We start from the raw sequence: 26,031 nt of genomic DNA on the forward strand, positions 1-26,031 counted from the left end.
CGCACTTTTGCTGGACTTGCTCTGGAGCTCAGCCGTTGGCGGCGAGCATGCTTTCCTTGCGGCCCGGCTTTTCGCTCTCCTTGTCGAGGAGGCGGGTCGGGTAGTCGCCGGTGAAATAGTGATCGGTAAATTCCGGATTGTTCGGATCGCGCGGCTTGCCGCCGACGGCCATGTAGAGCCCGTCGATCGACAGGAAGGCGAGGGAGTCGGCGCCGATATATTTCGCCATGTCCGCCTCATGGGCATACTGGTTGGCGAGCAGCTTGTCCCGGTCCGGCGTGTCGATGCCGTAGAAATCGGGATGGAAGATCATCGGCGATGCGACGCGGATATGCACTTCCTTGGCGCCGGCATCGCGGATCATCTGCACGATCTTCAGCGAGGTCGTGCCACGCACGATGGAATCGTCCACCAGCACGACGCGCTTGCCCTCGATCATCGCCCGGTTCGCGGAATGCTTGAGCTTGACGCCGAAGGCGCGGATCTGCTGGGTCGGCTCGATGAAGGTACGCCCGACATAGTGGTTGCGGATGATGCCGTATTCGAACGGGATGCCGCTCTGCTGGGCATAGCCGAGCGCTGCCGGTGTGCCGCCATCCGGCACGGGGACGACGACATCGGCTTCAACAGGCGCTTCCTTGGCCAGGTTGATCCCGGCATTCTTGCGGGTCGTGTAGACGTTGCGGCCGGCGACGACGGAGTCGGGACGGGCGAAATAGACATATTCGAACATGCAGACGCGTTCCGGCTGCGGCCGAGCCGGCATGCGGGATTCGATCGTCACCGAACCATCCGCCTGGGTCTCGCAGATCACCACTTCGCCATTCTTCACGTCACGGACGAACTTGGCTCCGATGATGTCGAGCGCGCAGGTCTCGGAACAGAAGATCGGCTTGCCGTCGAGTTCGCCCATGACCAGAGGCCGGATGCCGATCGGGTCGCGGGCGGCAATCAGCTTGGTGCGGGTGAGGGCGATCATCGCATAGCCGCCTTCCATCTGGCGGATGGCGTCGATGAAGCGGTCGGTCGTCGAGGCATGACGCGAGCGGGCGATCAGATGCAGCACCACTTCGGTGTCCGAGGTCGACTGGCAGATGGCGCCGGTCGCGATGATCTGGCGGCGCAGCGTCAGGCCGTTGGTGAAGTTGCCGTTATGGGCAATCGCGATGCCGCCTTCCTCGAGTTCGGCGAAGAGTGGCTGCACATTGCGCAGTGCAACTTCGCCCGTCGTCGAGTAGCGCGTGTGGCCGATCGCCTGCGGACCCGGCAGCTTCGCCAGCGTCGCCGGATTGGTGTAGTGGTCGCCAACGAGGCCCATATGCTTTTCGGTGTAGAACTGCCGGCCGTCGAAGGAGACGATACCGGCCGCTTCCTGGCCGCGATGCTGAAGCGCGTGCAGGCCGAGCGCGGTCAGCGTCGCTGCATCCGGATGCCCGAGAATGCCGAACACGCCGCATTCTTCGTGAAACTTGTCATCATGGCTGCCGTAGACGACATGGGAGGGGCTGGACTGCTTCATGGCGAGGGCCTTTGCTCCGGGAACAGATGCGGGTGCAACGCTTTGAACAGGGAAGCCGCCGGTCTGTCCCGATCCGGCGGCGTCTGTCTTGTCTCAAGTCGCGCGGCTTTCGAGCCGCGAGAAGATCAGTTGTTCTGGGCCGGAGCCTGGTCGGCAGGGGCCTGTTCCGCCGGTGCCTGATCGGCAGGGGCCTGCTCGCCGGCTTCGGTCTCTTCGCGGCCGAGGATCCGTTCGCGGATCTGCGGTTCGATATCTTGCGGCAGAACGGCTTCGAGCTTCAGCACCAGCGAATCGAGGAAAGGCTTCGACTTGGATTCGTTGACCCAGTCCGGGCGCTGGCGAACGTCGATCAGCCAGTTCCAGAAGGCGACGGCGACGACTAGAAGCAAAAGGCCGCGAGCCGCACCGAAGAGGAAGCCCAGGGTACGATCGAGCGCACCGATGCGGCTGTCGATGATGAAATCGGCGATGCGCGAGGTGATGAAGGAAATCACGATCAGCGCGATCAGGAAGATGATGCCGGCAGAACCGGCCATCGCGATCCTGGGATCGTCGGTGTAGCTCATCAGATAGGGCACGAGCAGGGGATAGAGATAGTAGGCGGCGGCGACAGAGCCCGCCCAGCTCGCGATGGACAGCACTTCGCGCGAAAACCCGCGCACCATCGCCAGCACCGCTGAAAACAGAACGACGCCGATGACGATACCGTCGAAAATTGTGATGGGCATAAATTCCAACTCCAGGGCCACCGGCAAGACCGGCATTGATGTCACCGCGATACCGCCGGAACGCGTGAAATCACGCGTCGGACCGGATCAACCGTCCTCCTGATCCCTTGGGGCCTTCAGCCGGGAACCGGCGATGCGCGCCACGAGATCGGGAAGGCTGTCCACTTCCCTCCATTTGCCCTTCGAACCCTTCGGCAGGTCCGGCGAGGCAGCCGGCAAGACCGCGGCGGAGAAACCAAGCTTTTCCGCCTCTTTCAGCCTCTGGGCAGTGTGGGCTACGGGCCTCACCGCCCCCGACAGGCTGACTTCGCCGAAATAGACGCAATCGGCCGGAAGGGCAAGACCGGCCAGCGACGAAACCAAAGCCGAAGCGATTGCCATATCGGCTGCCGGTTCGCTGATCCGGTAACCGCCGGCAACGTTCAGATAGACGTCGTGCTGACCGAGCCGCACACCGCAATGCGCTTCCAATACCGCCAAAATCATGGCGAGGCGTGAGGAATCCCATCCCACGACGGCGCGGCGTGGTGTTCCAAGCGATGTTGCCGCCACCAGCGCCTGCACTTCGACCAGCACCGGGCGCGTGCCCTCCATGCCGGCGAAGACGGCCGCACCCGGGGCTTTCTCGTTGCGTTCGCCGAGGAAAAGCTCGGAGGGGTTGGCCACTTCGCGCAGGCCCTTGTCGGACATTTCGAAGACGCCGATCTCGTCGGTCGGTCCGAAGCGGTTCTTGACCGTGCGCAGGATGCGGTAGTGATGGCCCCGGTCACCTTCGAAGTAGAGGACGGCATCCACCATATGCTCGACCACGCGCGGGCCGGCGATCTGGCCTTCCTTCGTGACGTGACCGACCAGAACCATGGTGGCCCCGGTCTGCTTGGCAAAGCGGATCATCGCCTGCACGCCGGTCCGGACCTGCGTGACTGTGCCCGGTGCGCTGTCGGCCGTGTCGCTCCACAGCGTCTGGATCGAATCGATGATGACGAGGTCCGGCCGCTTGCCTTCGGAAATCGTCGCCAGAATGTCCTCGACGTTGGTTTCGGCGGCCAGAAGCACATCCGTGTCGGCCGCACCCAGACGCTGCGCACGCAGCCTGACCTGCGCGACGGCTTCTTCGCCCGAGACATAGATGATGCGATGACCCCGCCGCGACAGGGCCGCTGCCGCCTGCATCAGGAGCGTCGACTTGCCGATGCCCGGATCCCCGCCGATCAAGACCGCCGAACCACGCACGAAGCCGCCGCCCGTTGCGCGATCGAGTTCACCCATGCCGGTCGGAATGCGCGGCGCCTCCTCGATCTCGCCGGACAGTGAGGTGAGCGTGACGGGACGGCCCTTCTTTGGCACTTTGCCGGGCCCGGAGCCGATCCCGCCCATCGGGTCTTCTTCAACAATGGTGTTCCATTCGCCGCAGCCATCGCATTTCCCCGCCCAGCGGGAATGAACCGTGCCGCAGTTCTGGCAGACGAATTGAGTTCTGACTTTGGCCATGAATTAAAGGTCGCTTTCGGGGAAGTCGTCGGTGGAGATGTTCTGGCGGCCGTGCACGACGCGCAGCACTGTGATCGCCTCATCAGAGATCGTGAAATAGATGCATCGGTTCTTGAAAGGAAAGGCTCTTAGTCCGGGGATGAATGAGCGAGGAGCACCAGTTATGCCCAGCTCGGCTATCCACTCCATCTTTCTGTTGATTTCGTGCAGGAGACGTTTTGCGGCGACGGGGTCGAGTTCGTAAATATAATCATAATGCGCGCGAAGATCGCGGAGTGCCCTTCTGGTTAGCACCAGACGACGTGGTTCCATCCTCCCGTTCCTCCGCCATCCCCATGATGTAGGCTGTCAGTTCCTCTGCGCTATCGAAGCTCATGACGCGCCCTGCCTCAACGTCATCGATCCCCTCCTGAATAAGCTCGCGAAGGGTGGCGTCGTCCTGCTCGCGTAACAGCGCAAGGCCAGCCGTAACGACAGCGTCCGCGCTTTCATAAAGCCCGGAATTGACCTGCTCCGCGACAAATTCGGCATCTTGCTTGCTCAACTGAATGTTCCGCACGATGAACTCCCATTCGGTGAGAAGAATTTGAACTTTCTGGAACAATAGCAGAACAAAGCCGCTGGCGCCAGACCTCAGTCGTCCCCTTCCAGATACATCCGCTCGTAGCGCAGTCCGAGGCCCGTCAGCATCTCGTAGCCGATCGTGCCGGCGGCGCGAGCGACCTCGTCGAGCGGCATGGAGGGGCCAAGGAGCTCGATATAGTCGCCGGCGCGCACAGCATGATCGGGCAGATCTGTGACGTCGAAGATGGTCAGGTCCATCGTGACCCGGCCGACGACCGGCACGCGCTTGCCACCGATGACGCCCTCTGCGCCTGGAAGTCCGGTGTCGCGCAGCGGGATGCCCGCGCCGGAGAGATTGCGCAGATAGCCATCCGCATAACCGACACTCACCACGGCGAGCCTGCTGTCCCGCGTGAGCACCTGGGTCGCGCCATAGCTCACGCTCTCGCCGGCCTTGGCATTGCGAACCTGCAGGATACGCGCCTCGGCCTTGACCACCGGCTGCATCGGGTTCTTCGCCCCGCTGACCGCCTCGCCACCGTAAAGCGCGATGCCGGGCCGGGTGAGGTCGAAGTGGTAATCGGCGCCGAGGAAGATGCCGGCTGAGGCGGAGAGACTGGAATCAACACCTTCGAAAGCGGCGCTAACCCTCTGGAATTTCTCGAGTTGCTGGCGGTTCATCGGTGATGAGGAATCGTCGCCGCAGGCGAGGTGGCTCATGACCAGCACCGGATCGAGGCTTGCCGGCCGCGAGACATCGTCGACCAGCGCGATCGCCTCCTCCATGGGCAGACCGAGCCGATTGAAGCCGGTATCGACATGCAGCGCGCAAGGATAGGGGCCGCGTTCTGTCAACACCGCCATCCAGAAGGCGAGCTGCTCTTCCGAGGCAATGACCGGCACGAGATCGTTCTCGAAGAAGATCTCCTCCTGGCCGGGCCAGATGCCCGAGAGCACGAAGATCCGGGCCTCCGGCGCGTAGGGACGAAGCGTCGCCCCCTCCGCCGGCACGGCGACGAAGAAGTCACGGGCGCCGGCGCGGTAGAGCGTCTGTCCGACGTCTTCGATCCCCAGACCATAGGCATCCGCCTTGACGACCGCGGCGGCCCGGGCCTTGCCGGATCTGCGCGCCATCTCTCGCCAGTTGTCGGCAATCGCCGAGAGATCCACGGTCAGGCGCAGCGGTGCCGACTGAAATTCTTCCGGCGCATCGATGAGGGTAAAACGGTCTGTCATGAAGGCTTCGGGTCTATTGATCGGTCCGGGGACCCTAGCACTTTTCTTCAAGACGAAAATGCGGCGGCCGGATATTATGCTGCTATGCACAGTGTTTCGCAGCAAGAGGCCGCCGAAGCCAATCCGGTGTCGCGGCAGGAGCAGACCCGCTTCTGGCGGGACGGGCGCTTCCGCGACATGGAATGCCTGTCCGCCTCCTTCATCACCCATGAATTCTCGCCGCATTCGCACGACACCTTCTCGATCGGCGCGATCGAAGTCGGCTGCCAGGTCGCAAGCATCCGCGGCATGCGCGAACACACCGGACCCGGCACGCTCTACCTCATCAATCCCGGCGAAATCCACGACGGCCAGCCCGGTACGCCGGGAGGCTATCGCTACCGGATGATCTACCCGGACGTGGCGCTTCTGACCGATATCATCGAGGATGTGACCGGCCGCGCCTTCAACGGCACGCCGAGCTTCGGCCAGCAACTGTTGACGGATCCGGATCTCGCCCGCGCCTTCAATCTCGCCCATCGCCGGATCGAAACCGGGGAGGTGGCGGGACTTGAGGGGGAGGAGAGCATGTATTGCGTGCTCGCCACCATGTTTGCCCGCCACGGCAGCGACATCATCCGCGCTCCCGATCACCGGGAGCCGCTCGCCATGCGCCGCGTGCGTGATTACATCACCACCCATTTCGATGAAGAGATCGGGCTGGAGGTATTGGCAAAGGTGGCGGGCCTCAGCCGCGCCCATATGATCCGCGCCTTCCGCAAGCAGTATTTCATCACGCCCCATGCCTTCCAGACGGACATGCGCATCCGCCATGCCCGTCATCTTCTGAGATCGGGTGCCACGCCCTCCGACACGGCCTTGGCCTGTGGCTTTGCCGATCAGGCCCACATGACCCGGCAGTTCAAGGCCCGGACGGGCCTGACGCCCGCGGTCTTCCGGGCCGGCTGATCACTTTTGTTCAAGACCGCTGACAAAAGCACGCTTATTCCGGCCTGGCAACGCGCAAGGGAATACGCATGCCATCCAATACGACCCTCGAAATCCGACAGGGTTTCAGATCCATTCTTCCGTTGACCGTGGCCGTGGTGCCCATCGGTCTCGTCTTCGGCGCTGTTGCCGCCACGAAAGGTCTCTCAGCGCTGGAGGCCGCGCTGATGAGCGCCCTGGTCTTTGCCGGCGGCTCGCAATTCGTCGCCATGGATCTGTGGAGCCATCCCGCCAGCATCGCAGCGCTCGGTATGGCGGCCCTGCTCGTCAATGTCAGGCATGTGCTGATGGGCGCGTCGATCTCGCGCCACATGGCCGCCTTTTCGGGCCGGCAGAAGATCTTATCGATGTTCTTCCTGGCAGACGAGATCTGGGCCGTTGCCGAGTTTCGCGCCCGCAATCACCGCCTAACGCCGGCCTGGTTCTTCGGTGCCGCCTTGCCCTTCTACGCGGCTTGGGTTCTCTCGGGCCTTGCCGGGGCCTTGCTCGGCAGCCTCGTCGGCGATCCCTCGGTGATCGCCATGGACTTCGTGTTTCCGGCGGTCTTCGTCATCCTCATCGCCGGCTTCTGGCGCGGTGCGCGCACCGGGCTGATCCTCGTTGGCAGCGGGGCGAGCGCGCTGCTTGTACATCACCTGATGCCGGGCGTCTGGTATATTCTCGCCGGAGCCTTGGGTGGTGTCTCGGTCGCCGCCGCACTCTCGATCCAGAAGCAGGAGGCCGGCGCATGACGATCGACCTCAACACCATGCTGGCGATCCTCGCCATGGCAGTCGCAACGATTGCTACCCGCCAGGCCGGTCTGCTGGTCGGTCGTCTGCTCCGACTGTCGCCGCAGGCTGAGGACATTCTGGCAGCCATCCCGCCGTCCGTGCTGATGGCTGTCGTTGCGCCAACGGCTTTTGCCACCGGCTGGGCCGAAACGGCGGGCTGTGCGGTTGTGGCGCTGGCAGCGACACGGCTGCCGCTTCTCCCGGCTGCTGCAGCCGGCGTGCTCGCGGTCGCGCTGCTGAGGGCTTACGGGCTCTGAGCTGCAAAAAGGGAAGGGCGCCACTCGGGCGCCGTTCGATCTCAGGGTTCTTCGTATTGGATGAAGCTCGGCTCGGCCAGATCCGCAAAGCGGGTGAACTCCGACTGGAAGGCGAGCTTGACGGTGCCGGTCGGTCCGTGACGCTGCTTGGCGATGATGACGTCGGCCGTGCCCTTGACCTTCTCCATATGCGCTTCCCATTCCGGATACTTCGGATCGGCGGGATCGCGCGGCTCCAGGTTCTTCACATAGTATTCCTCACGGAACACGAAGAGCACGACGTCGGCGTCCTGCTCGATCGAGCCCGATTCACGAAGGTCGGAAAGCTGCGGGCGCTTGTCGTCGCGGTTTTCCACCTGACGCGAGAGCTGCGACAGCGCCACGATTGGCACATTCAGCTCCTTGCCGAGCGACTTCAGGCCCGTGGTGATCTGGGTAATTTCCTGCACGCGGTTTTCGCCCGACTTGCCGGAGCCGGTCATCAGCTGAATATAGTCGATGACCAGGAAGTCGAGGCCGCGCTGGCGCTTGAGACGGCGGGCGCGGGCCGCGAGCTGCGCAATCGAGATGCCACCGGTCTGGTCGATGAACAGCGGCACCTTCTGCATGGTTTGGCTGAAACCGACGAGCTTCTCGAATTCGTGCTCGGTGATGTCACCGCGGCGGATCTTCGAGGACGAGACTTCCGTCTGCTCGGACATGATACGGGTGGCGAGCTGTTCGGCCGACATTTCGAGCGAGTAGAAGCCGACGACGCCGCCGTTCTTTGCCTTGAAGGAGCCGTCCGGCAGAACTTCAGGCTCGTAGGCTGCTGCAATGTTCCAGGCAATGTTGGTGGCAAGCGAGGTCTTACCCATACCCGGACGACCGGCCAGCACGATCAAGTCGGAGCGCTGCAGACCGCCCATCTTTGCATCGAGCGACATGATGCCGGTCGAGATACCCGAAAGATTGCCGTCGCGTTCGAAGGCCGCACCCGCCATGTCGACGGCCTGGGCGACCGCGTCCGAGAAGGACTGAAAGCCGCCGTCATAGCGGCCGTTCTCGGCCAGCGCGAAGAGGCGGCGCTCGGTGTCTTCGATCTGCGCCTGGGGCGGCATGTCGAGCGGCGCGTCGTAGGCGATGTTGACGACGTCCTCGCCGATCTGGATCAGCGAGCGGCGCAGCGCGAGGTCATAGATAGCGCGACCATAGTCCTCAGCATTGATGATGGTGACGGCTTCGGAAGCCAAACGCGCGAGATACTGCGCGACCGTCAGATCGCCGACCTTCTGGTCCGCCGGGAGGAAGGTCTTGATCGTGACGGGGTTTGCCGTCTTGCCCATGCGGATGATCTCGGAGGCGACCTCAAAGATCTTCCGGTGCAGCGGCTCATAGAGATGCTCGGGCTTCAGAAAGTCCGACACGCGATAGAAGGCATCGTTGTTGACCAGGATCGCGCCGAGCAGCGCCTGTTCGGCTTCGATGTTGTTCGGAGCTTCCCGGTAAAGGGGCTCGGCCGGCTGGACCGGGCTCAATTTGCGCGCAGCATCATTCATTCGTTCGAATCCGTTCAGTGTGTCGGCGGTGGCTGCACCATAGCGAGAACGTGGGGCAGCGAAATGGCTCGCTCGCCAACCCACATTGATTCACAGGCGCCTCTTTGCGACTTCAGAAAAAGCCGAGGATTCCGATCTTTTCGGTTGACTGTGACATTCAACGAATCGGCCTCAGGAGCCTCAACTCTAGCAGAGGCGAGGCGCGGATGGCGTCGAAAAAGCGAAGCAGCATCCATGAGTGAAAACACCCCGCCCATGCCGAACGCGCATGGCTGCCATCGCAGGATCACGCTTGATTTGTGCGGTCCAGCAATTAATTAGGAGCAATATAGATAGCAACCTAATTAATAGGAGGCGCGTCAGTGTCCCGCCAAACGCAGAACGAGCAGCTCTTCGACGAGATGTCGGCTTTCAACCGGAAGCTTCGCGCCTTCTTCGACGCCGCAGTGCGTGAGGAGGGGCTGACGCTGGCACGTGCCCGGGCCCTCTTCGCGATCTCGCGCCGCGGACCGCTCACCCAGAAGGAACTGGCCGAAGAACTGGAAATCGAGACGCCGACACTTGTGCGCGTCCTGGACGGCATGGCGCGCCAGAACCTGATCGTCAGGACCGAGGACGAGAATGATCGCCGTGCCAAACGCATCGCCATGACGGAAGCGGGCAGGGCCGCCTATGACAGGATGCATGTGCTCGCCACTGACCTGCGCGCACAGATCGCGGCGGAAATCTCGTCCGATGATATCGAGATCGCGCTGTCGGTCGTCCGGCGCCTCACCCGCAACCTCCAGAGCCTCGACCAGCCAAAGGTGCGGTCATGAGCGCCGTCAGCGAAACAGCAGCAACGGCTGTGTCAGATCCTGCCAAGGTGACGACGCCAGCACAGGATGCGCCGCCCGCCGCACCTGTTGCGCCGCCGGCAAAGCCCCTCTGGCTGGCTGCGATCTATGTCGTGTCGGGCCTGATGCTGTTCATCACCCAGGGCCTGGGCATGAACATCGTCAATGCCAACCTCTACCAGCTACAGGGTGAGTTTTCTGCGACGGTGGTCGAGGCAGCCTGGCTTTCGGCCGCCTATATGGCCCCCTATGCGACGCTCTCGATCGCGCTCTTCAAGATCCGCACGCAATACGGCCTGCGCCCCTTTGCCCAGTGGAGCATTTTGATCTTCGTGCTCGCGTCCTCGCTGAACCTCCTGGTCGACGATCTGCACTCCGCGCTCGTCGTCCGCTTCATCAGCGGCTGTGCAGCGGCCCCCATTTCGTCGCTGGGCTTTCTCTATGTGCTCGAGGCCTTCCCGCTGCAGCGCAAGCTGAACCAAGGGCTGAACGTCGCGCTGCTCGGGACGCTGCTGGCGGCCCCCATCGCCCGCATGATCTCGCCGTCCCTCCTGCAGATCGACGGCTGGCACGCGCTCTACACGCTGGAAGTCGGCCTGGCCCTCATCTCGATGGTCGTCATCTTTGCGCTTCCCGTGACACCGCCGCCGCGCGCCAAGGTGATCGAGCGGCTGGATATCCTGTCCTATCTGCTGATGGCGATCGGCATCGGCTGCCTCGCCGTGTTCCTCACGCTCGGACGTCTCTACTGGTGGTTCGAGACCTGGTGGCTCGGTGCGCTGCTGGCTGCGGCAATCGCCTTCATCGCCATGACCGCGCTGATCGAATCCCATCGGCAAAATCCGATGCTCGACTTCCGCTGGATCTTTTCCCGCAGCAATCTGCACATGGCGGCCGTCCTCCTGGTCTTCCGTGCGGTCTCCTCCGAACAGTCTTCGACCGCCGTCAGCTTCTTCCAGCAGATCGGTCTCCTGAACGACCAGCAATTCACCCTCTGGGCGCTGGTTCTCGTCGCCTCCGTCGGTGGCGCCCTCTTGTGCATGGCCCTGATGTCCTCGCGCTATGTCGAGACGGCGCATGTGATCGCGCTCGCGCTGATTGCTGTGGGCGCCTATCTCGACAGCCAGGCAAGCAACCTGACGCGCCCCGAACAGATGTATCTGAGCCAGGGCATGATCGCCTTCGGTGCCGCCATGTTCCTGCCGCCGGTGATGGCGAAGGGGTTCGCAGGCGCCCTGCAGAAGGGACCGGCCTATATCGTCAACTTCATCGTGATCTTCCTCTTCACGCAGATCACAGGTGCCCTTTTGACGACGGCCTTCCTCGGAAGCTTCGTCACCATCCGGGAGAAGTTTCATTCGAGCATTCTGGTCGAAAACATTCTCTTGACGCGTCCTGAAGTCGCTCAGCGTGTCGGCCAGCTCTCTGCCGCCTATCGCAAGGTCATCACCGATCCGAGCATTCTCAACGCGGAAGGCCTGACGCTGCTGGCACAGCAGGTCACGCGTGAGGCCTATGTGCTCGCCTACAACGACACCTTCCTGCTGATCTCCGCCGTCGCGACCATCGCGCTCGGTACACTCCTCCTGCATCTCGCCTGGAACTGGCTCCGGACCCTTCGAGCCGCACCGGTCGATGAAGCCACCCAATCCTGATGTTTTGAAAAGAGTCCGCCGCCATGTTGAAGAAACTGTTCACCCCCGTCACCATCCTGATCATCCTCGGTGCCCTGATCGGCACGTCGCTGGTCCTCTACGCCTGGCGCCTGCCGCCCTTCACCAGCTCGGTCGAGATGACCGACAATGCCTATGTCCGGGGCTATGTCACCACGCTCAGCCCCCAGGTCAGCGGCTATGTGGTCGAGGTCCCGGTTCAGGATTACCAATCGGTAGACAAGGGTGAGCTCCTCGCCCGCATCGACGATCGCATCTATCGCCAGAAGCTCGCCCAGGCCGAGGCAGCGCTTGCCACGCAGAAGGCGGCACTCGACAATTCGCACCAGCAGGAGGTGGCCGCCCAGGCGCGGATCGCATCCAGCGAAGCCGCCGTCGATTCGGCAGCAGCCGATCTGCAGCAGGCCGAGAGCCAGTCGGAGCGGCAGAACAGCCTGACGCGCAGCGGTGTCGTCGCCACGAGCGCGCAGGAGCAGGCCCAGGCAGCGCTCGACCGTGCGCGTGCCGGCATGGCCCAGGCCAAGGCGGCCGTCGAAGTATCCCGCCAGGACCTGCAGACCATCATCGTCAACCGGGGATCGCTCGAGGCCGCTGTCGCCAATGCCGAGGCCCAGGTGGAGCTCGCCAAGATCGATTTGTCCAACACCGAGATCCGCGCCCCGCGCGACGGCAAGCTCGGCGAAGTGGGTGCCCGTGTCGGCCAGTATGTGGCCGCAGGCACGCAGCTGATGGCCGTGGTGCCGGACGATGTCTGGATCATCGCCAACTTCAAGGAAACGCAGCTTGCCGGCATGGAAGTCGGTCAGCCGGTCGAAATCACGGTCGACGCTCTGAACCGGAGCGTTCTGAAAGGAAAAGTCGAGCGCTTCTCGCCCGCGACCGGCTCGGAATTCTCGGTGATCAGGGCCGACAATGCGAGCGGCAACTTCGTCAAGATCGCCCAGCGTATGGGTGTGCGGATTGCACTCGACCAGACGCAAGGTGCAGCCTCGCTATTGACGCCCGGCATGTCGGTCGTGGTCCGCATCGACAAGAGCGCCGATCCGTCCTGACCGGCGCTACCATCGGACATGAAAAAGCCCGACCTTGCGTATGCAGGGCCGGGCTTTTTTGTAACGCTACACCCGAAGGTGCGAGCGATTAGCGGTCTTCGTCACCGTCCATGTCGGCGTCCGGATCGAAGAAGTCTTCAGGACGAAGCGCGTCTTCGTCAACGCCGTAGATGGCGTCGGCCGAGGTGAGGCTTTCGCCCTTGGCCTGACGCTCGGCTTCTTCAGCCGAACGGGCAACGTTGAGCTCAACGGTCAGTTCGACTTCCGAATGCAGGTGCAGGGTGACCTGGTGGATGCCGATAGCCTTGATCGGGGTATTCAGCTCGACCTGGTTACGGCCGATGTTGAAGCCTTCGGCAGCCAGGATTTCAACGACGTCACGAGCAGCGACAGAACCGTAGAGCTGGCCGGTTTCGCCAGCCGAGCGGACGACGATGAAGGACTTGCCACCGAGAGCGTCGGCAACCTTCTGGGCTTCGGACTTGCGCTCGAGGTTACGAGCTTCGAGCGTGGCGCGCTCGGCTTCGAAACGCTTCTTGTTGGCTTCGTTGGCGCGCAGCGCCTTGCCCTGCGGCAGCAGGAAGTTACGGGCGAAGCCGTCGCGAACCTTTACGGTTTCGCCCATCTGGCCGAGCTTGGCGATGCGTTCGAGGAGAATGACCTGCATTGTCGTGTTCCTTTCAGTGTCAATCAGTTTCGGGTGTGTCGGTGTCGGCCTTGCGGGCCGGGGTCAGGGCAACGGTCCGTCTGGTATCCGACAGGCCGATGATCAGAGGGATCATGAGCGGGAGCAGCATGATCGTGGAGAGATAGGCAAGAACGAGCGCCGGAAGGCGCCAGTCCCGGCCACGGGTCTTGAGATGCAGCCAGGCAAAGCCCGACATCAGGAAGCCGGCGCCGAAGGTGCCGCAGACGGTGGCGCCGATCATGGCCGGCACGCCGCCGATGAAGCATGCGATGATGCCCGCAAGGAAGATGAAGACCGTGTTGCGGTTCATCCGAAGCGCCGACGGGAAGTCTTCACGCGGACGCTTGTTGCGGCCAGACGCGGTGACGATCCGCATGGCGATGTAATACATCATGGTCAGGAGCAGCACCCAGGTGCCGCCCTGGATGATCGGCAGAAGCACGACCATGCTGCTCTTTAGCTGTTCGAGCGCGAGCGCATCGGGCGCCATGGCCGGATCCTGCGCATTCATCGCCTGGACCATGGCGTCCACCAGCTGGCCGGTGAATTCCGGGCCAAAGCCGATGATGACGCCGAGCACGACGACGGCAATCGTGACGAAGCTGCAGAGCTGAAGAAGAATGTCGGACAGCGGGTACCAGGCCATCAGATGGTCGGGACCACCAATCTCGGAAGCGGGACGCGCAAGGCTCGACAGATGCGCCAGCCAGCCCGCCGGTGCGAGCGTGAAGATCGCCATGCCGAAGGCAAACATCGGCGATACGCTGACGGTGCCGAGGAGAGCTGCGGTCACAATCGCCGTGATCGCGGCGGCATTGCCCCAGCCGAGACCGACGATGAGAACGGGAAGCGCAGAAGCTGCGTAGAGAATGGAGGCAAGCGTCGGCTGCGCCGCAGCACCCAGCACCAGCAGGGCGGCGGTAATGCCGGCAACAAAGCCGGTCGTCAGCGATTTCGCATCCAGGTTCTTCACTGTCGCTGTCCTGCTGTCTAGCAGTTAGGGGAGGGGCCAGAGCGATCTCGCAAGAGGCATCCCCAACATGGGATTTCCAAATGTCGCGGCAGCGCGCCATCGGGTGGTGGTTCCGATCCGCGCCCAACGCGGAAGGGATGAAGCCCGCCGATCGATGATCGGCAGGCTTCGGATCAGATTACGCTACGACGTAGGGCAGCAGGCCGAGGAAACGGGCGCGCTTGATGGCCTGGGCCAGTTCGCGCTGCTTCTTCTGGGAAACTGCGGTGATACGCGAAGGAACGATCTTGCCGCGCTCGGAAATGTAGCGCTGCAGGAGGCGAACGTCCTTGTAGTCGATGCGCGGAGCGTTTGCGCCCGAGAAGGGGCAGGTCTTGCGACGACGATGGAACGGGCGGCGTGCCGGAGCAGAGGATGCATCAGCCATTGTGTTTTGTCCTTGTGCTCGAAATTACGCGCGGTCTTCGCGCGGACGACGCTCGAAACCGCCTTCGCGGGGAGCGCGCGGACCACGGTCGCCGAAGTCGCGGCGCGGGCCACGGTCGTCGCCGTCACGACGCGGACGATCGTCACGGTCGCGCTTCTGCATCATGGCAGACGGGCCTTCTTCGTGGGCTTCCACAGCGATGGTCATGTAACGAAGAACGTCTTCGTTGATGCGCATCTGGCGCTCCATTTCATGGACGGCAGCTGCCGGGGCATCGATGTCCATGAGGGCGTAGTGAGCCTTGCGGTTCTTCTTGATGCGGTAGGTGAGGGACTTGAGGCCCAAGTTTTCTACGCGCCCGACCTTGCCGCCGTGAGCTTCGAGGACACCCTTGTACTGTTCGACGAGGGCATCAACCTGCTGAGCGGACATATCCTGCCGGGCAAGGAATACGTGTTCGTAAAGAGCCATGTAAGCTTTGCCTTTTCTTGCGGTTGTCGTCACCCGGATCCGGCGCTAAGCCTCACAGACTGCTCCTGAGCGGCAAATGCCGCGGCAAGAAAAGTAGTGTGTTCGAGACGGTCGAGAGCGGAGACACGGGAGGCCGGAAACCCTTAATGGTTCCTGCTGCAAGCTTGATCGCCTGCCAGCCCTCCGTTCAGCCACCAGCCAGAGGACCGGGTGTTGTGAACGGCGCGCTTATACGCGGATTGGCCACAAAAGCAAGGGCCGCACGGCATTTTCTGCCGGCGGCCCCAAGTCAGGTGTTCAGGCAGGCCGATCGATCAGACCTGCACGAGAGCCAGGGTGTAGCCGACATAGGCGACGAGCATTGCGCCCGCCGTCAGACGGCGAACGCCGAGATGGCTTAGGAGCAGGAAGGCAAAGCCGATCGTCACACCCAGCATCACCGGCACGTCGAATTCACCAAAGCGAGGAGCGACGGCGATGGGCTGGATCACTGAGGTCACGCCCAGGATGAACAGGATGTTGAAAATGTTCGATCCGACGATATTGCCGATCATGATGTCGGAATGCTTGCGCAGCGCCGACATGACGCCGGTGGCAAGTTCCGGCAGAGATGTGCCGACGGCAACGACAGTGAGCCCGATCACGGCTTCGGAAACACCGAAGTCTCGGGCGAGGTTGGTCGCGCCCCGAACGAGCAGTTCTGCGCCGACGAACAGCGTGGCAAGGCCGCCCGCGATGAGCAGCGCCATGAAACCCGTCCCGAGCGTCTCGTGCTTGACCTCTTCATCGGCGAGATCTGCCATCGATTCCTTGCCCTGGACATAGGCGTAGACGATGTAGGCGATCAGGCCGACGACCATGAGGAGGCCCGCGATTCGCCCAATGGCCTCGAACTGGACGAGGCCCAGCAGCAGAACGGCTGCGGCGATCATCACATAGGTGTCACGCTTCACGCCCTTGTCCCAATGGGTGATCGGGAAGATCATCGCACAGGCGCCGATGATCAGCAGTATGTTGGCCGTATTTGAGCCGACCACATTGCCGAGCGCAATGTCGGAGGAGCCGGTGAGGGCTGCACGGACAGAGACCAAGAGTTCCGGCATTGAGGTACCGAAGCCGACGATGACGAGTGACACGATGAGCGTCGGAATGGCGAGTTTCTGGGCAACGGCGATCGCGCCGCGCAAAAGCCATTCAGCTCCGAAGTAAAGTCCGACAAGGCCGGCGGCCACGAACAGATAATCCAAGTCAATCCCCCATGGATGAAGGCCCGAAAGCCCGTGTTTGATCGTCGCCGGAAGTGGTGATGCACTGCAGCGATGTGTAGGTCACGGCCGTTCACGTTTTTGTTGGGTGAGCGGCCGCAGTTGATGTCGGGCGTCAGATCGGCATCGGATATTGACGATGGATCTTAGCGATCTCCTGCAGCACCTCGTCGGAAAGCTTGAGATCGGCCGCGCCGATATTCACTTTCAACTGGTCCATGGTGGTGGCGCCAATGATGACCGAGGCCATGAAGGGTCGCGTCAGGCAGAAGGCGAGCGCCATTGCCGAGGGGTCGATGCCGTTGGCCTTTGCGAGTTCGACATAGGCGCGGGTGGCAGCCTCCTGCTGGGGCACCAAGCGGCCGCCGATGTCGCCATTGATCGAGCCGCGCGAACCGGCCGGCTTCTTCCCGTCGAGATACTTGCCCGAGAGAATGCCGCCCGCGAGCGGTGAATAGGCGAGCAGTCCGACATCCTCGTGATGCGAGAGTTCGGCGAGGTCGAGGTCGTAGTGCCGGTAGAGAAGATTGTATTCGTTCTGGATCGTCGCGACGCGCGGCAGCCCCTTGGCCTCGGCGAGCGTCAGATACTTCTGCGTACCCCAAGTGGTTTCGTTGGAAAGACCGATCGCTTTCAGCTTGCCGGCCTTCACGCAATCGCCGAGCGCCTCCAGGATCTCCGCGATGTCGGCAGATGCTTTCGACCGATCCTGCTTGAAAGGATTGTAGCTCCAGGCGCCGCGGAAGTGGAAATGGCCACGGTTCGGCCAGTGGATCTGGTAGAGGTCGATGTAGTCGGTCTTCAGCCGCTTGAGGCTCGCATCGACGGCCTCCTTGACCACGGCACCCGTGATCGGCTTGCCTTCTCGGATGTAGGGACGGCCCGGGCCCGCAACCTTCGTTGCCAGAACCACCTTGTCGCGCTTGCCGGTCTTTTCGAACCAGTCGCCGATCAGGCGTTCGGTATCCGCATAGGTCTCTGCGGAAAGCGGCGTCGTCGGATAGAGTTCGGCCGTGTCGAAGAAGTTCACGCCATGGTCGAGCGCGTAATCCATCTGCTGGTACGCTTCCTCGCGCGTGTTCTGCGAACCCCAGGTCATGGTGCCAAGGCAGATTTCGGAAACAAGGATATCGGTTCGGCCGAGCCGGTTCATCTTCATGGGGAAGCCTCATTTATGGAGAAGTTTGCCTTGGGAGGCGGAGGGCGGTCCGCGACAATTTAGGCAGAAATTGATGTACCGCAAGATGCCGATAGCTGTGGAACAGCCCTGTCGAAGTGGTGGTTCGAGGGGGCGGCAGGAGGGTGCAAGGCTTGACTTATAAGGCCCATCTGTGAATTGACAGGAAAAAACCAAGGGAGAAACGCCCATGTCAGTCGCATTCACCTTCCCGGGCCAGGGCAGCCAGGCCGTCGGAATGGGCAAGGACCTTGCCGACAATTTTGCCGAAGCCCGCGCGGTCTTCGAAGAAGTCGACGAAGCGCTCGGCCAGAAGCTGTCCGACATCATGTGGAACGGTCCGGAAGAGACTCTGACCCTGACCGCCAACGCCCAGCCGGCGCTGATGGCCGTGTCGATGGCCGTCATCCGCGTGCTGGAAGCCAAGGGCCTGGATCTGAAGTCGAAGGTCTCCTACGTCGCCGGCCATTCGCTCGGCGAATACTCCGCCCTCTGCGCAGCCGGCACCTTCTCGATCGCCGACACCGCGCGTCTCCTGCGCATTCGCGGCAATGCCATGCAGGCGGCCGTTCCCGTGGGTGAGGGCGCCATGGCCGCCATCATCGGGCTGGAGCATGGCGACGTGCAGGCGATCTGCACGGAAGCCTCCGCCGTCGGTCCCTGCCAGATCGCCAATGACAATGGCGGCGGCCAGCTTGTCATCTCCGGCGCCAAGGGCGCGGTGGAGAAGGCTGCAGCACTCGCCTCCGAAAAGGGCGCCAAGCGTGCCATCATGTTGCCGGTTTCGGCACCTTTCCATTCGGCCCTGATGGGGCCGGCGGCTGACGCGATGCGCGAAGCCCTGGCCAAGGTCGAGAAGACGGATCCCGTCGTGCCGCTGATCGCCAATGTGCGCGCCGCTCCCGTCACGTCGGCAGCCGAGATCGCCGACCTGCTCGTCGAGCAGGTCACCGGCCAGGTCCGCTGGCGCGAGACGGTGGAGTGGTTCGGTGCCAATGGCGTCACCACGCTTTACGAAGTGGGCGCCGGCAAGGTCCTGACGGGTCTTGCCCGCCGCATCGACAAGAACATCAACGGCGTGGCCGTCAATGGCCCGGCCGATATCGACGCAGTGATCGCCGCCCTCAACGGCTAAGATGAACGGCTGATCGCCTCAACGAACAACAAGGAACCCGACCATGTTCGATCTGACCGGCCGCAAGGCCCTCGTGACTGGCGCCACCGGTGGCATCGGCGAAGAAATTGCACGCCAGCTGCATGCCCAGGGCGCGATCGTCGGCCTGCACGGCACGCGCGTGGAAAAGCTGGAAGCGCTGGCCGCCGAACTCGGTGACCGCGTCAAGATCTTCCCGGCCAACCTCTCCGATCGCGACGAGGTCAAGGCGCTGGGCGAAAAGGCCGAAGCCGAACTCGAAGGCGTCGACATCCTCGTCAACAATGCCGGCATCACCAAGGACGGCCTGTTCGTGCGCATGTCGGATGCCGACTGGGATGCGGTTCTCGAGGTCAACCTGACCGCCGTCTTCCGGCTGACCCGCGAGCTGACGCATCCGATGATGCGCCGCCGTTTCGGCCGCATCATCAACATCACTTCCGTCGTCGGCGTCACCGGCAATCCGGGCCAGGCCAACTACTGCGCCTCCAAGGCCGGCATGATCGGCTTCACCAAGTCGCTCGGCCAGGAAATCGCGACCCGCAACGTGACGGTGAACTGCGTTGCTCCGGGCTTCATCGAAAGCGCGATGACCGGCAAGCTGAACGACAAGCAGAAGGAAGCGATCATGGGTGCCATTCCCATGAAGCGCATGGGCACCGGTGCCGAAGTCGCCTCTGCCGTCGTCTACCTCGCTTCCAACGAGGCGGCCTACATGACCGGGCAGACGCTGCACGTGAATGGCGGCATGGCGATGATCTGATCGAATTGCCGGAAATTGCCCCTCTGCAATAGGATGTTGACCGAGGCAAACGGGCGAATTTCTGGCTTTGCGGCGCGCTTAAACCGTGTTAAGCGCTCCATGACTGTGAGCAGTCGCTCCGTCTCATGAGCCGAAGTTTATGCTTTTGTTTGCATAAACCGCTCTGGGTCAGGGCCGAAGGGTTTGCTGGTGGGGACGAAAGCGATCACCGGCTGAATGCAGGGTAGGGACGCCATTATGGCTCCCTCTGAATTTTAGAAGGTCGAGGATACCGACATGAGCGATATCGCAGAACGCGTGAAGAAAATTGTAGTTGATCATCTCGGCGTAGACGCTGACAAGGTCGTCGAAGGCGCGAGCTTCATCGACGATCTGGGCGCTGACTCGCTCGACACCGTCGAACTCGTCATGGCCTTCGAAGAAGAATTCGGCGTCGAGATCCCGGACGACGCAGCTGACTCGATCCTCACGGTCGGTGACGCCGTGAAGTTCATCGAGAAGGCCCAGGCCTGATCGATAAGACTGCTGCGGAAGGCGGGCGCAAGCCCGTCCTGTCCGCTTGGGCCCGCGATGAGCGGGCCTTGTTGTATCTGGACCTTTGTTTACAGTGACTTCGGTCAACGAATTTAGGGTGGGCTTCGCACGATGAGACGTGTCGTCATCACCGGTACCGGCATGGTATCGCCTCTGGGAGTGGGTACGGAACTGACCTGGCAGCGGCTTCTCGCCGGCCAGAGCGGCGCGCGTCTGGTGACGGAGTTCGAGGTCGAAGATCTCCCCGCAAAGATCGCCTGCCGTATTCCGACCGAAGGCGAGGGTGCCTGGAATCCTGATGACTGGATGGAGCCCAAGGAACAGCGCAAGGTCGACCACTTCATCATCTACGCCGTTGCCGCCGCCGACATGGCGTTGAAGGACGCCGGCTGGGAGCCGCAGACCGATGACGACCAATGCGCCACCGGCGTGCTGATTGGCTCCGGTATCGGTGGCATTGAAGGCATCGTCGAGGCAGGCCACATCCTGCGCGACAAGGGCCCGCGTCGTCTGTCGCCCTTCTTCATTCCCGGTCGTCTGATCAACCTCGCTTCCGGCCAGGTCTCGATCCGCCACAAGCTGCGCGGCCCGAACCACTCCGTGGTCACCGCCTGCTCGACCGGCGCGCATGCGATCGGTGACGCTGCCCGTCTCGTGGCGCTTGGCGATGCCGATGTCATGGTGGCCGGCGGTACGGAATCTCCGATCAGCCGCATCTCGCTCGCCGGCTTTGCCGCCTGCAAGGCGCTGTCCACCGCCCGCAACGACGATCCGACCGCCGCCTCGCGCCCCTATGACAAGGATCGTGACGGCTTCGTCATGGGCGAGGGCGCCGGCATCGTGGTTCTCGAAGAGCTGGAACATGCCAAGGCCCGCGGCGCCAAGATCTATGCCGAAGTCGTCGGCTACGGTCTGTCGGGTGACGCTTTCCACATCACGGCGCCTTCGGAAGACGGCGATGGTGCCTTCCGCTGCATGACCATGGCGCTGAAGCGCGCCGGTCTGAAGCCGTCGGACATCGACTACATCAACGCCCACGGCACCTCGACCATGGCCGATACGATCGAGCTCGGTGCCGTTGAACGCCTGCTCGGCGATCATGCGGCCAATGTCTCGATGTCCTCGACCAAGTCGGCCATCGGCCACCTGCTCGGCGCCGCCGGGGCGGTCGAAGCGATCTTCTCGACGCTTGCGATCCGTGACAACGTCGCACCGCCGACGCTGAACCTCGACAGCCCGGATGTCGAGACCAAGATCGACCTCGTGCCGCACACGGCGCGCAAGCGCGAGATCAATGTTGCCCTGTCCAATTCCTTCGGCTTTGGCGGCACGAATGCCTCGCTGGTGCTCAAGCGCTACGAGGGCTGATCGAGCGACGGCCGGCGGATGGCCATCAACCGGTCGTGATAGCTCTGGATGACGGCGGCGCGCTCTTGCCCGCCGCCACTTTCTGCGGATAGAAATCATCCCAACGCCCGGCGCAGCTGTGCCGGACGACGACCCGGATTTTGCCGCATTGCTGGAAGAAACAGCCGCGAGTGCGAAACAAAGAAGGATTGCCGGTGACCGACAACAGCCAGAACGGCGGTAGCCAGAACAACGGTGTCTCCTTCGGCCGCGATGCCGAGCCCCAGCAGGGCAAGGGACCCTTCATTCCGAAGTCGCCGAACGAGGCGCTGCGCCCTGAACGCGTGCCGCAGCCGCCGCGCCGGTCGCGCAAGGCCCGCAGCCAGCTTGTCATCTTCCTGAATTTCCTGATGACCATGGTGGTCTTCGTCAGCGCGGTCGCCGTTGCCGGCTTCTTCTACGTGATGGACGCCTACCAGAAGCCGGGTCCGCTCTCGGCGAACACCAATTTCGTCGTGCGCAGCGGCGCTGGCCTCGCCGAGATCGCCAACAACCTCGAGCGCAATGGCATCGTCTCCGACGCTCGCATCTACCGCTATGTCACGACCACCTATCTCCAGGACGGTCAGACCCTGAAGGCCGGTGAATACGAGATCAAGGCCGGTTCCTCGATGAAGGAGGTCACCGCACTTCTCGAATCCGGCAAGTCGATCCTCTACTCGGTGTCTCTGCCGGAGGGCCTGACGGTCAAGCAGATGTTCCAGCGGCTTGCCGCCGATCCGGTGCTCGAAGGCGATCTGCCGACCGAACTGCCGCCGGAGGGCAGCCTGCGCCCTGATACCTACAAGTTCACCCGCGGCACCAACCGCGCCGAGATCGTCACCCAGATGCGTACCGCTCAGGAGCGCCTGATCGACCAGATCTGGGAGAAGCGCGATCCGGATCTGCCGATCGAGACCAAGGAAGAGTTCGTCACGCTGGCCTCCATCGTCGAGAAGGAAACCGGCAAGGACGACGAGCGCGCGCATGTCGCCTCCGTCTTCATCAACCGCCTGAACAAGGGCATGCGCCTGCAGTCCGACCCGACGATCATCTACGGTCTCTTCGGTGGGGACGGGAAGCCGGCGGATCGTCCGATCTTCCAGTCCGACATCCGCAAGGAAACGCCCTACAACACCTATGTGATCAAGGGACTGCCGCCAGGCCCGATCGCCAACCCCGGCCGCGCTGCTCTCGAAGCAGTCGCGCATCCGTGGAAGACGGAAGACCTCTACTTCGTCGCAGACGGCTCGGGCGGCCATGCCTTTGCCGCGACGCTGGAAGAGCACAATGCGAATGTGCGCCGCTGGCGCAAGATCGAGGCCGAACGCGCGCAGACGCCGCCGGCAACACTGGATGTCGAGCCGGAAGCGGATCCGACGGCGAACAACTGACACCGGGCTTGAGGGGCGGGGACATGACACTGCAATCCATGACGGGCTTCGCCCGGGTCGAAGGCTCGTCCGGTCGCTACCGGTGGGCCTGGGAACTGCGCTCGGTCAACGGCAAGGGGCTGGATCTTCGCACCCGTCTGCCCCAGGGGCACGAAGGTCTGGAAGCCGATATCCGCCGTCTGGCGGGCGAGCGCCTGACGCGCGGCAACATCCAGATCGGCCTGTCCGTCACGGTCAGTGAAAACAAGGTGGAAGCGGTGCTGAACCGTGACGCTCTGGCGGCGGTGTTGGCGCTGCGCGACGAACTGGGCCCGGAGGTTCTCGATCCGGCGCCGCTGAAGCTCGACACGCTCCTGTCCATCCGTGGCCTCGTCGACATGCGGGAAGCCACCGATGATGCCGAAGCGATCGCGGCGCGTGATGCCGATATCCTTGGCGGTCTCGAGCGTGCGATCTCGGCGCTCGCCGACATGCGCACGACGGAAGGTGCGGCTCTGCGCCGGATCCTCGAAGACCACATCCTTCGCATCGAGGACCTCGCCCTGCAGATCGAGGCCGATCCCTCGCGCTCCCCGGAAGAAATCGCGCGCCGGCTGGAGGCGCAGCTCGCGGCCCTTATGGACACGACATCAGGCCTCGACCGCGACCGCCTGCATCAGGAAATCGCGCTGATTGCCACCAAGGCTGATCTGCGTGAGGAAATCGACCGGTTGAAGGCCCACGTGACGGCGGCACGCGAACTCCTCGCAACCGGCGGTCCCGTCGGCCGCAAGCTCGATTTCCTGGCGCAGGAATTTAACAGAGAATCAAATACTATCTGTTCCAAATCAAATGCCGTCGCGGTCACCGCCGCCGGCATCGAATTGAAGGTCGTCATCGACCAGTTCCGCGAACAGGTTCAGAATCTGGAGTAGTCCATGGCCGCTGCCGCCTCAACACCCGTCAAGATCGCAAGGCGCGGCCTGATGCTGGTCATTTCCTCGCCCTCGGGTGCCGGGAAGTCCACCATCGCCAGGACCCTGATGGACCGTGACCAGCAGATCAGCCTGTCGGTGAGCGTGACCACACGCCAACGGCGCCAGAGCGAGATCGAGGGTGTGCACTATCACTTCGTCTCGCAGCGCGAATTTGAACGCCTGCGCGACAGCGACAGCCTTCTGGAATGGGCGCAGGTTCACGGCAACTACTACGGCACGCCGCGCGAGGCCGTCGAGACCGCGATGGGCGAAGGCCGCGACATGCTTTTCGACATCGACTGGCAGGGCGCCCAGCAGCTGCAGGAAAAAATGTCGGCCGACGTCGTGTCGATCTTCATCCTGCCGCCGACCATGGCCGAGCTGCAGTCGCGGCTGCATCGCCGCGCGGAAGACACGGAAGAGGTCATCCAGACCCGTCTCAACAACTCGCGCGCGGAGATCAAGCATTGGCGGGAATATGACTATGTCATCGTCAATGACGACCTGAACTCGGCCTTCGATGCGGTCCAGTCGATCGTCAAGGCCGAGCGCCTGCGCCGCGACCGTCGCCATGGCCTGTTCGACTTTGTCGAAGGCCTGATCGCCTGAGGCATCAGGACTTGGAATTGAAAAGGGCGGCGCGAGTATCTCGGCCGCCCTTTTTCTTTGGCTATTCGCCGCGCGGGAAGCGCTGGCTTTCCTCGAGGATGTTGAGATCCATGTGGTTGCGCATGTAGCGCTCCGACGCTTTTTGCAGAGGCTGGTAATCCCAGGGGAAATAGGCGCCGTTGCGCAAAGCCCGGTAAACGATGTGCCGACGCGCCTGGCTTTCGCGAACCGCCGCATCGAAGCGGGAGAGATCCCAGCGACGGGACGCTTCTTCACTGAGTGCAGCGAAGATGTCGGCCGCGCCGGGGTCGTCTGCGAGATTGGTGAGCTCGTAGGGATCTGCTTCAAGATCGGTCAGAATGGGCGGATCGGCCTCGCAGAGTGTCAGCTTGTAGCGTGCGTTGCGCAGCCCCACCATCGGGCTGACGGTGCCTTCCGCGGCATATTCCATCGGCACGATGCTGCGTCCACCGGTGCCTGTCGCGAGCGGCATCAGATCCTCGCCGTCCGTCCAGTCGGCGATCGTCGAGATGTCGATGCCCGCGAGACCGGCAAGCGTCGGGGTGACGTCCAATGTCGAGACCGGGGTCGTGACCAGCCGTCCCTCTACGCCGGGCACCGTCAACATCATCGGAACGCGTGCAGAGCCCTCTAAGAAGTTCATCTTGAACCAGAGGCCCCGTTCGCCGAGCATGTCGCCATGGTCGGAAACGAAGAGGATCACGGTGTTCTCCGCCATCCGCGTCCGCTCAAGCACATCAAGGATTTCGCCGATCTTGTCGTCCACATAGGAGATGTTGGCGAAATAGCCCTGCCGGGCCCGTGCCACGTTCTCGTCCGTGATGTCGAAGGCCTGATGGTCGCAGGCGTCCATCAGTCGTTTCGAATGCGGATCCTGCTCGTCGTACGGGATCGCCGGAACGCTGGGCTGCAGGGCTTCGCAACCCTCATAGAGATCCCAGTACTTGCGGCGCGCCACATAGGGGTCATGCGGATGTGTGAAGCTGACGGTCAGGCACCAGGGCCGCTCGTCGTGGCCGCGCGAGAGATCATAGAGCCGCCGGGTGGCGTTGTAGGCCACCTCGTCATCATATTCCATCTGGTTGGTGATCTCGGCCACGCCAGCACCCGTGACAGATCCGAGATTGTGATACCACCAGTCGATCCGCTCACCCGGCTTGCGATAATCAGGCGTCCAGCCGAAATCGGCCGGATAGATGTCGGTCGTCAACCGCTCTTCAAAGCCATGCAACTGGTCAGGCCCGACGAAATGCATCTTGCCGGAGAGGCTGGTCTGGTAACCGGCCGCGCGCAGGTGATGGGCGAATGTCGGGATGTCGGAAGCGAACTCCGCGGCATTGTCGTAGACCCGCGTCCGGCTCGGCAACTGCCCCGACATGAAGGAGGCGCGTGCCGGCGCGCAGAGCGGGCTTGCGGTATAGGTGTTGGCGAAGCGCACGGAGCGCTTCGCCAGGGCTTTCAGATGTGGAGCATGCAGGAAGTCTGCGGGACCATCCGGAAAGAAGGTCCCGTTGAACTGATCCACCATCAGGATCAGGATGTTCGGACGTGAATGCACGG

Annotated in this window: 27 protein-coding genes; 13 read left to right on the forward strand and 14 right to left on the reverse strand. The window is 62.7% G+C overall.

The window, feature by feature from the left end; genetic code table 11:
* Nucleotides 1-28: 28 nt before the first annotated feature.
* From purF to alr, 6 genes are all read right to left on the reverse strand, one after another.
* Nucleotides 29-1,519, reverse strand: a complete 1,491-nt coding sequence (purF, locus tag FAA86_RS05475; protein WP_136538769.1) for an amidophosphoribosyltransferase — start codon at nt 1,517-1,519, stop codon at nt 29-31.
* A gap of 125 nt (nt 1,520-1,644) precedes the next feature.
* The gene (locus FAA86_RS05480) at nt 1,645-2,247 is read right to left on the reverse strand and encodes a CvpA family protein (protein ID WP_136538771.1); all 603 of its coding nucleotides are present in this window, start codon (nt 2,245-2,247) and stop codon (nt 1,645-1,647) included.
* An 87-nt stretch (nt 2,248-2,334) separates the two neighbouring features.
* Nucleotides 2,335-3,738 (reverse strand): DNA repair protein RadA, encoded by a 1,404-nt coding sequence (gene radA, locus FAA86_RS05485; RefSeq protein WP_136538773.1) that lies wholly within the window; start codon nt 3,736-3,738, stop codon nt 2,335-2,337.
* Nucleotides 3,739-3,741: 3 nt separating this feature from the next.
* Nucleotides 3,742-4,050, reverse strand: coding sequence for a type II toxin-antitoxin system RelE/ParE family toxin (locus FAA86_RS05490; protein ID WP_210309805.1), 309 nt, complete (start codon nt 4,048-4,050; stop codon nt 3,742-3,744).
* Nucleotides 3,989-4,282 carry a type II toxin-antitoxin system ParD family antitoxin gene (locus FAA86_RS05495; protein WP_246035008.1) on the reverse strand — a complete coding sequence of 98 codons (294 nt, stop codon included), beginning with the start codon at nt 4,280-4,282 and terminating at the stop codon, nt 3,989-3,991. Before FAA86_RS05495 ends, FAA86_RS05490 begins: the two co-directional genes overlap by 62 nt.
* A gap of 89 nt (nt 4,283-4,371) precedes the next feature.
* Entirely contained in the window at nt 4,372-5,538 is a 1,167-nt protein-coding gene (alr, locus tag FAA86_RS05500; protein ID WP_136538775.1) for an alanine racemase, read from the reverse strand.
* 84 nt (nt 5,539-5,622) lie between these two features.
* On the opposite strand from alr, the gene FAA86_RS05505 reads away from it, so the two are divergent.
* From FAA86_RS05505 to FAA86_RS05515, 3 genes are all read left to right on the forward strand, one after another.
* The gene (locus tag FAA86_RS05505; RefSeq protein ID WP_136538777.1) at nt 5,623-6,486 is read left to right on the forward strand and encodes an AraC family transcriptional regulator; all 864 of its coding nucleotides are present in this window, start codon (nt 5,623-5,625) and stop codon (nt 6,484-6,486) included.
* Between the two features lie 68 nt (nt 6,487-6,554).
* Entirely contained in the window at nt 6,555-7,256 is a 702-nt protein-coding gene (locus FAA86_RS05510; protein ID WP_136538779.1) for an AzlC family ABC transporter permease, read from the forward strand.
* Complete coding sequence (locus FAA86_RS05515; RefSeq protein ID WP_136538781.1) at nt 7,253-7,555, forward strand: AzlD domain-containing protein; 303 nt, start codon at nt 7,253-7,255, stop codon at nt 7,553-7,555. Before FAA86_RS05510 ends, FAA86_RS05515 begins: the two co-directional genes overlap by 4 nt.
* Before the next feature lie 41 nt (nt 7,556-7,596).
* Here the strand turns inward: FAA86_RS05515 and FAA86_RS05520 are convergent, their stop codons facing one another.
* Entirely contained in the window at nt 7,597-9,093 is a 1,497-nt protein-coding gene (locus tag FAA86_RS05520; protein ID WP_113459263.1) for a replicative DNA helicase, read from the reverse strand.
* Between the two features lie 362 nt (nt 9,094-9,455).
* On the opposite strand from FAA86_RS05520, the gene FAA86_RS05525 reads away from it, so the two are divergent.
* The 3 genes from FAA86_RS05525 to FAA86_RS05535 are packed head-to-tail and all read left to right on the forward strand — an operon-like array spanning nt 9,456 to nt 12,654.
* Complete coding sequence (locus FAA86_RS05525; RefSeq protein ID WP_113459264.1) at nt 9,456-9,911, forward strand: MarR family winged helix-turn-helix transcriptional regulator; 456 nt, start codon at nt 9,456-9,458, stop codon at nt 9,909-9,911.
* The gene (locus FAA86_RS05530; protein WP_136538783.1) at nt 9,908-11,584 is read left to right on the forward strand and encodes an MFS transporter; all 1,677 of its coding nucleotides are present in this window, start codon (nt 9,908-9,910) and stop codon (nt 11,582-11,584) included. The genes FAA86_RS05525 and FAA86_RS05530 overlap by 4 nt, the downstream gene beginning before the upstream one ends.
* A gap of 23 nt (nt 11,585-11,607) precedes the next feature.
* The gene (locus tag FAA86_RS05535) at nt 11,608-12,654 is read left to right on the forward strand and encodes an HlyD family secretion protein (protein ID WP_136538785.1); all 1,047 of its coding nucleotides are present in this window, start codon (nt 11,608-11,610) and stop codon (nt 12,652-12,654) included.
* An 88-nt stretch (nt 12,655-12,742) separates the two neighbouring features.
* Here the strand turns inward: FAA86_RS05535 and rplI are convergent, their stop codons facing one another.
* The 6 genes from rplI to FAA86_RS05565 all read right to left on the reverse strand — a co-directional run bounded on the left by rplI (nt 12,743) and on the right by FAA86_RS05565 (nt 17,637).
* Entirely contained in the window at nt 12,743-13,321 is a 579-nt protein-coding gene (gene rplI / locus FAA86_RS05540; RefSeq protein ID WP_113459267.1) for a 50S ribosomal protein L9, read from the reverse strand.
* A 19-nt stretch (nt 13,322-13,340) separates the two neighbouring features.
* Nucleotides 13,341-14,315: a DUF2232 domain-containing protein gene (locus tag FAA86_RS05545; RefSeq protein ID WP_136538787.1), complete on the reverse strand. Its 975-nt coding sequence runs from the start codon at nt 14,313-14,315 to the stop codon at nt 13,341-13,343.
* A gap of 178 nt (nt 14,316-14,493) precedes the next feature.
* Nucleotides 14,494-14,742, reverse strand: coding sequence for a 30S ribosomal protein S18 (gene rpsR / locus FAA86_RS05550; protein ID WP_113459269.1), 249 nt, complete (start codon nt 14,740-14,742; stop codon nt 14,494-14,496).
* 24 nt (nt 14,743-14,766) lie between these two features.
* On the reverse strand, nt 14,767-15,213 hold the full coding sequence (rpsF, locus tag FAA86_RS05555) for a 30S ribosomal protein S6 (protein WP_136538789.1): 447 nt from the start codon (nt 15,211-15,213) through the stop codon (nt 14,767-14,769).
* Between the two features lie 314 nt (nt 15,214-15,527).
* Complete coding sequence (locus FAA86_RS05560) at nt 15,528-16,460, reverse strand: calcium/sodium antiporter (protein ID WP_136538791.1); 933 nt, start codon at nt 16,458-16,460, stop codon at nt 15,528-15,530.
* Between the two features lie 133 nt (nt 16,461-16,593).
* On the reverse strand, nt 16,594-17,637 hold the full coding sequence (locus tag FAA86_RS05565; protein ID WP_136538793.1) for an aldo/keto reductase: 1,044 nt from the start codon (nt 17,635-17,637) through the stop codon (nt 16,594-16,596).
* A gap of 208 nt (nt 17,638-17,845) precedes the next feature.
* Between FAA86_RS05565 and fabD the strand changes: the two genes are divergently transcribed.
* The 7 genes from fabD to gmk all read left to right on the forward strand — a co-directional run bounded on the left by fabD (nt 17,846) and on the right by gmk (nt 24,450).
* Complete coding sequence (gene fabD / locus FAA86_RS05570; protein WP_136538795.1) at nt 17,846-18,790, forward strand: ACP S-malonyltransferase; 945 nt, start codon at nt 17,846-17,848, stop codon at nt 18,788-18,790.
* Between the two features lie 43 nt (nt 18,791-18,833).
* The gene (gene fabG, locus FAA86_RS05575) at nt 18,834-19,571 is read left to right on the forward strand and encodes a 3-oxoacyl-[acyl-carrier-protein] reductase (RefSeq protein WP_113459274.1); all 738 of its coding nucleotides are present in this window, start codon (nt 18,834-18,836) and stop codon (nt 19,569-19,571) included.
* Nucleotides 19,572-19,847: 276 nt separating this feature from the next.
* Nucleotides 19,848-20,084, forward strand: coding sequence for an acyl carrier protein (locus FAA86_RS05580; RefSeq protein ID WP_027675866.1), 237 nt, complete (start codon nt 19,848-19,850; stop codon nt 20,082-20,084).
* 132 nt (nt 20,085-20,216) lie between these two features.
* Nucleotides 20,217-21,473 (forward strand): beta-ketoacyl-ACP synthase II, encoded by a 1,257-nt coding sequence (gene fabF / locus FAA86_RS05585; RefSeq protein WP_136538797.1) that lies wholly within the window; start codon nt 20,217-20,219, stop codon nt 21,471-21,473.
* 194 nt (nt 21,474-21,667) lie between these two features.
* The gene (gene mltG / locus FAA86_RS05590) at nt 21,668-22,885 is read left to right on the forward strand and encodes an endolytic transglycosylase MltG (protein ID WP_136538799.1); all 1,218 of its coding nucleotides are present in this window, start codon (nt 21,668-21,670) and stop codon (nt 22,883-22,885) included.
* Between the two features lie 23 nt (nt 22,886-22,908).
* On the forward strand, nt 22,909-23,799 hold the full coding sequence (locus tag FAA86_RS05595; RefSeq protein ID WP_136538801.1) for a YicC/YloC family endoribonuclease: 891 nt from the start codon (nt 22,909-22,911) through the stop codon (nt 23,797-23,799).
* Nucleotides 23,800-23,802: 3 nt separating this feature from the next.
* Nucleotides 23,803-24,450: a guanylate kinase gene (gene gmk, locus FAA86_RS05600; RefSeq protein ID WP_113459277.1), complete on the forward strand. Its 648-nt coding sequence runs from the start codon at nt 23,803-23,805 to the stop codon at nt 24,448-24,450.
* Nucleotides 24,451-24,511: 61 nt separating this feature from the next.
* Here gmk and betC read toward each other — a convergent pair whose 3' ends face one another.
* Nucleotides 24,512-26,029: a choline-sulfatase gene (betC, locus tag FAA86_RS05605; protein WP_136538803.1), complete on the reverse strand. Its 1,518-nt coding sequence runs from the start codon at nt 26,027-26,029 to the stop codon at nt 24,512-24,514.
* Nucleotides 26,030-26,031 lie beyond the last annotated feature (2 nt).

Source organism: Rhizobium rosettiformans W3, from assembly GCF_004912135.1.
Classification (GTDB): domain Bacteria; phylum Pseudomonadota; class Alphaproteobacteria; order Rhizobiales; family Rhizobiaceae; genus Allorhizobium; species Allorhizobium rosettiformans.

Bases quoted from the DNA above. Each gene is read 5' to 3' on its own strand.
- purF (WP_136538769.1), bottom strand. From the start codon at position 1,519: ATGAAGCAGTCCAGCCCCTCCCATGTCGTCTACGGCAGCCATGATGAC.
- FAA86_RS05480 (WP_136538771.1), bottom strand. From the start codon at position 2,247: ATGCCCATCACAATTTTCGACGGTATCGTCATCGGCGTCGTTCTGTTT.
- radA (WP_136538773.1), bottom strand. From the start codon at position 3,738: ATGGCCAAAGTCAGAACTCAATTCGTCTGCCAGAACTGCGGCACGGTT.
- FAA86_RS05490 (WP_210309805.1), bottom strand. From the start codon at position 4,050: ATGGAACCACGTCGTCTGGTGCTAACCAGAAGGGCACTCCGCGATCTT.
- alr (WP_136538775.1), bottom strand. From the start codon at position 5,538: ATGACAGACCGTTTTACCCTCATCGATGCGCCGGAAGAATTTCAGTCG.
- FAA86_RS05505 (WP_136538777.1), top strand. From the start codon at position 5,623: ATGCACAGTGTTTCGCAGCAAGAGGCCGCCGAAGCCAATCCGGTGTCG.
- FAA86_RS05510 (WP_136538779.1), top strand. From the start codon at position 6,555: ATGCCATCCAATACGACCCTCGAAATCCGACAGGGTTTCAGATCCATT.
- FAA86_RS05515 (WP_136538781.1), top strand. From the start codon at position 7,253: ATGACGATCGACCTCAACACCATGCTGGCGATCCTCGCCATGGCAGTC.
- FAA86_RS05520 (WP_113459263.1), bottom strand. From the start codon at position 9,093: ATGAATGATGCTGCGCGCAAATTGAGCCCGGTCCAGCCGGCCGAGCCC.
- FAA86_RS05530 (WP_136538783.1), top strand. From the start codon at position 9,908: ATGAGCGCCGTCAGCGAAACAGCAGCAACGGCTGTGTCAGATCCTGCC.
- FAA86_RS05535 (WP_136538785.1), top strand. From the start codon at position 11,608: ATGTTGAAGAAACTGTTCACCCCCGTCACCATCCTGATCATCCTCGGT.
- rplI (WP_113459267.1), bottom strand. From the start codon at position 13,321: ATGCAGGTCATTCTCCTCGAACGCATCGCCAAGCTCGGCCAGATGGGC.
- rpsR (WP_113459269.1), bottom strand. From the start codon at position 14,742: ATGGCTGATGCATCCTCTGCTCCGGCACGCCGCCCGTTCCATCGTCGT.
- rpsF (WP_136538789.1), bottom strand. From the start codon at position 15,213: ATGGCTCTTTACGAACACGTATTCCTTGCCCGGCAGGATATGTCCGCT.
- FAA86_RS05565 (WP_136538793.1), bottom strand. From the start codon at position 17,637: ATGAAGATGAACCGGCTCGGCCGAACCGATATCCTTGTTTCCGAAATC.
- fabD (WP_136538795.1), top strand. From the start codon at position 17,846: ATGTCAGTCGCATTCACCTTCCCGGGCCAGGGCAGCCAGGCCGTCGGA.
- fabG (WP_113459274.1), top strand. From the start codon at position 18,834: ATGTTCGATCTGACCGGCCGCAAGGCCCTCGTGACTGGCGCCACCGGT.
- FAA86_RS05580 (WP_027675866.1), top strand. From the start codon at position 19,848: ATGAGCGATATCGCAGAACGCGTGAAGAAAATTGTAGTTGATCATCTC.
- fabF (WP_136538797.1), top strand. From the start codon at position 20,217: ATGAGACGTGTCGTCATCACCGGTACCGGCATGGTATCGCCTCTGGGA.
- FAA86_RS05595 (WP_136538801.1), top strand. From the start codon at position 22,909: ATGACACTGCAATCCATGACGGGCTTCGCCCGGGTCGAAGGCTCGTCC.
- gmk (WP_113459277.1), top strand. From the start codon at position 23,803: ATGGCCGCTGCCGCCTCAACACCCGTCAAGATCGCAAGGCGCGGCCTG.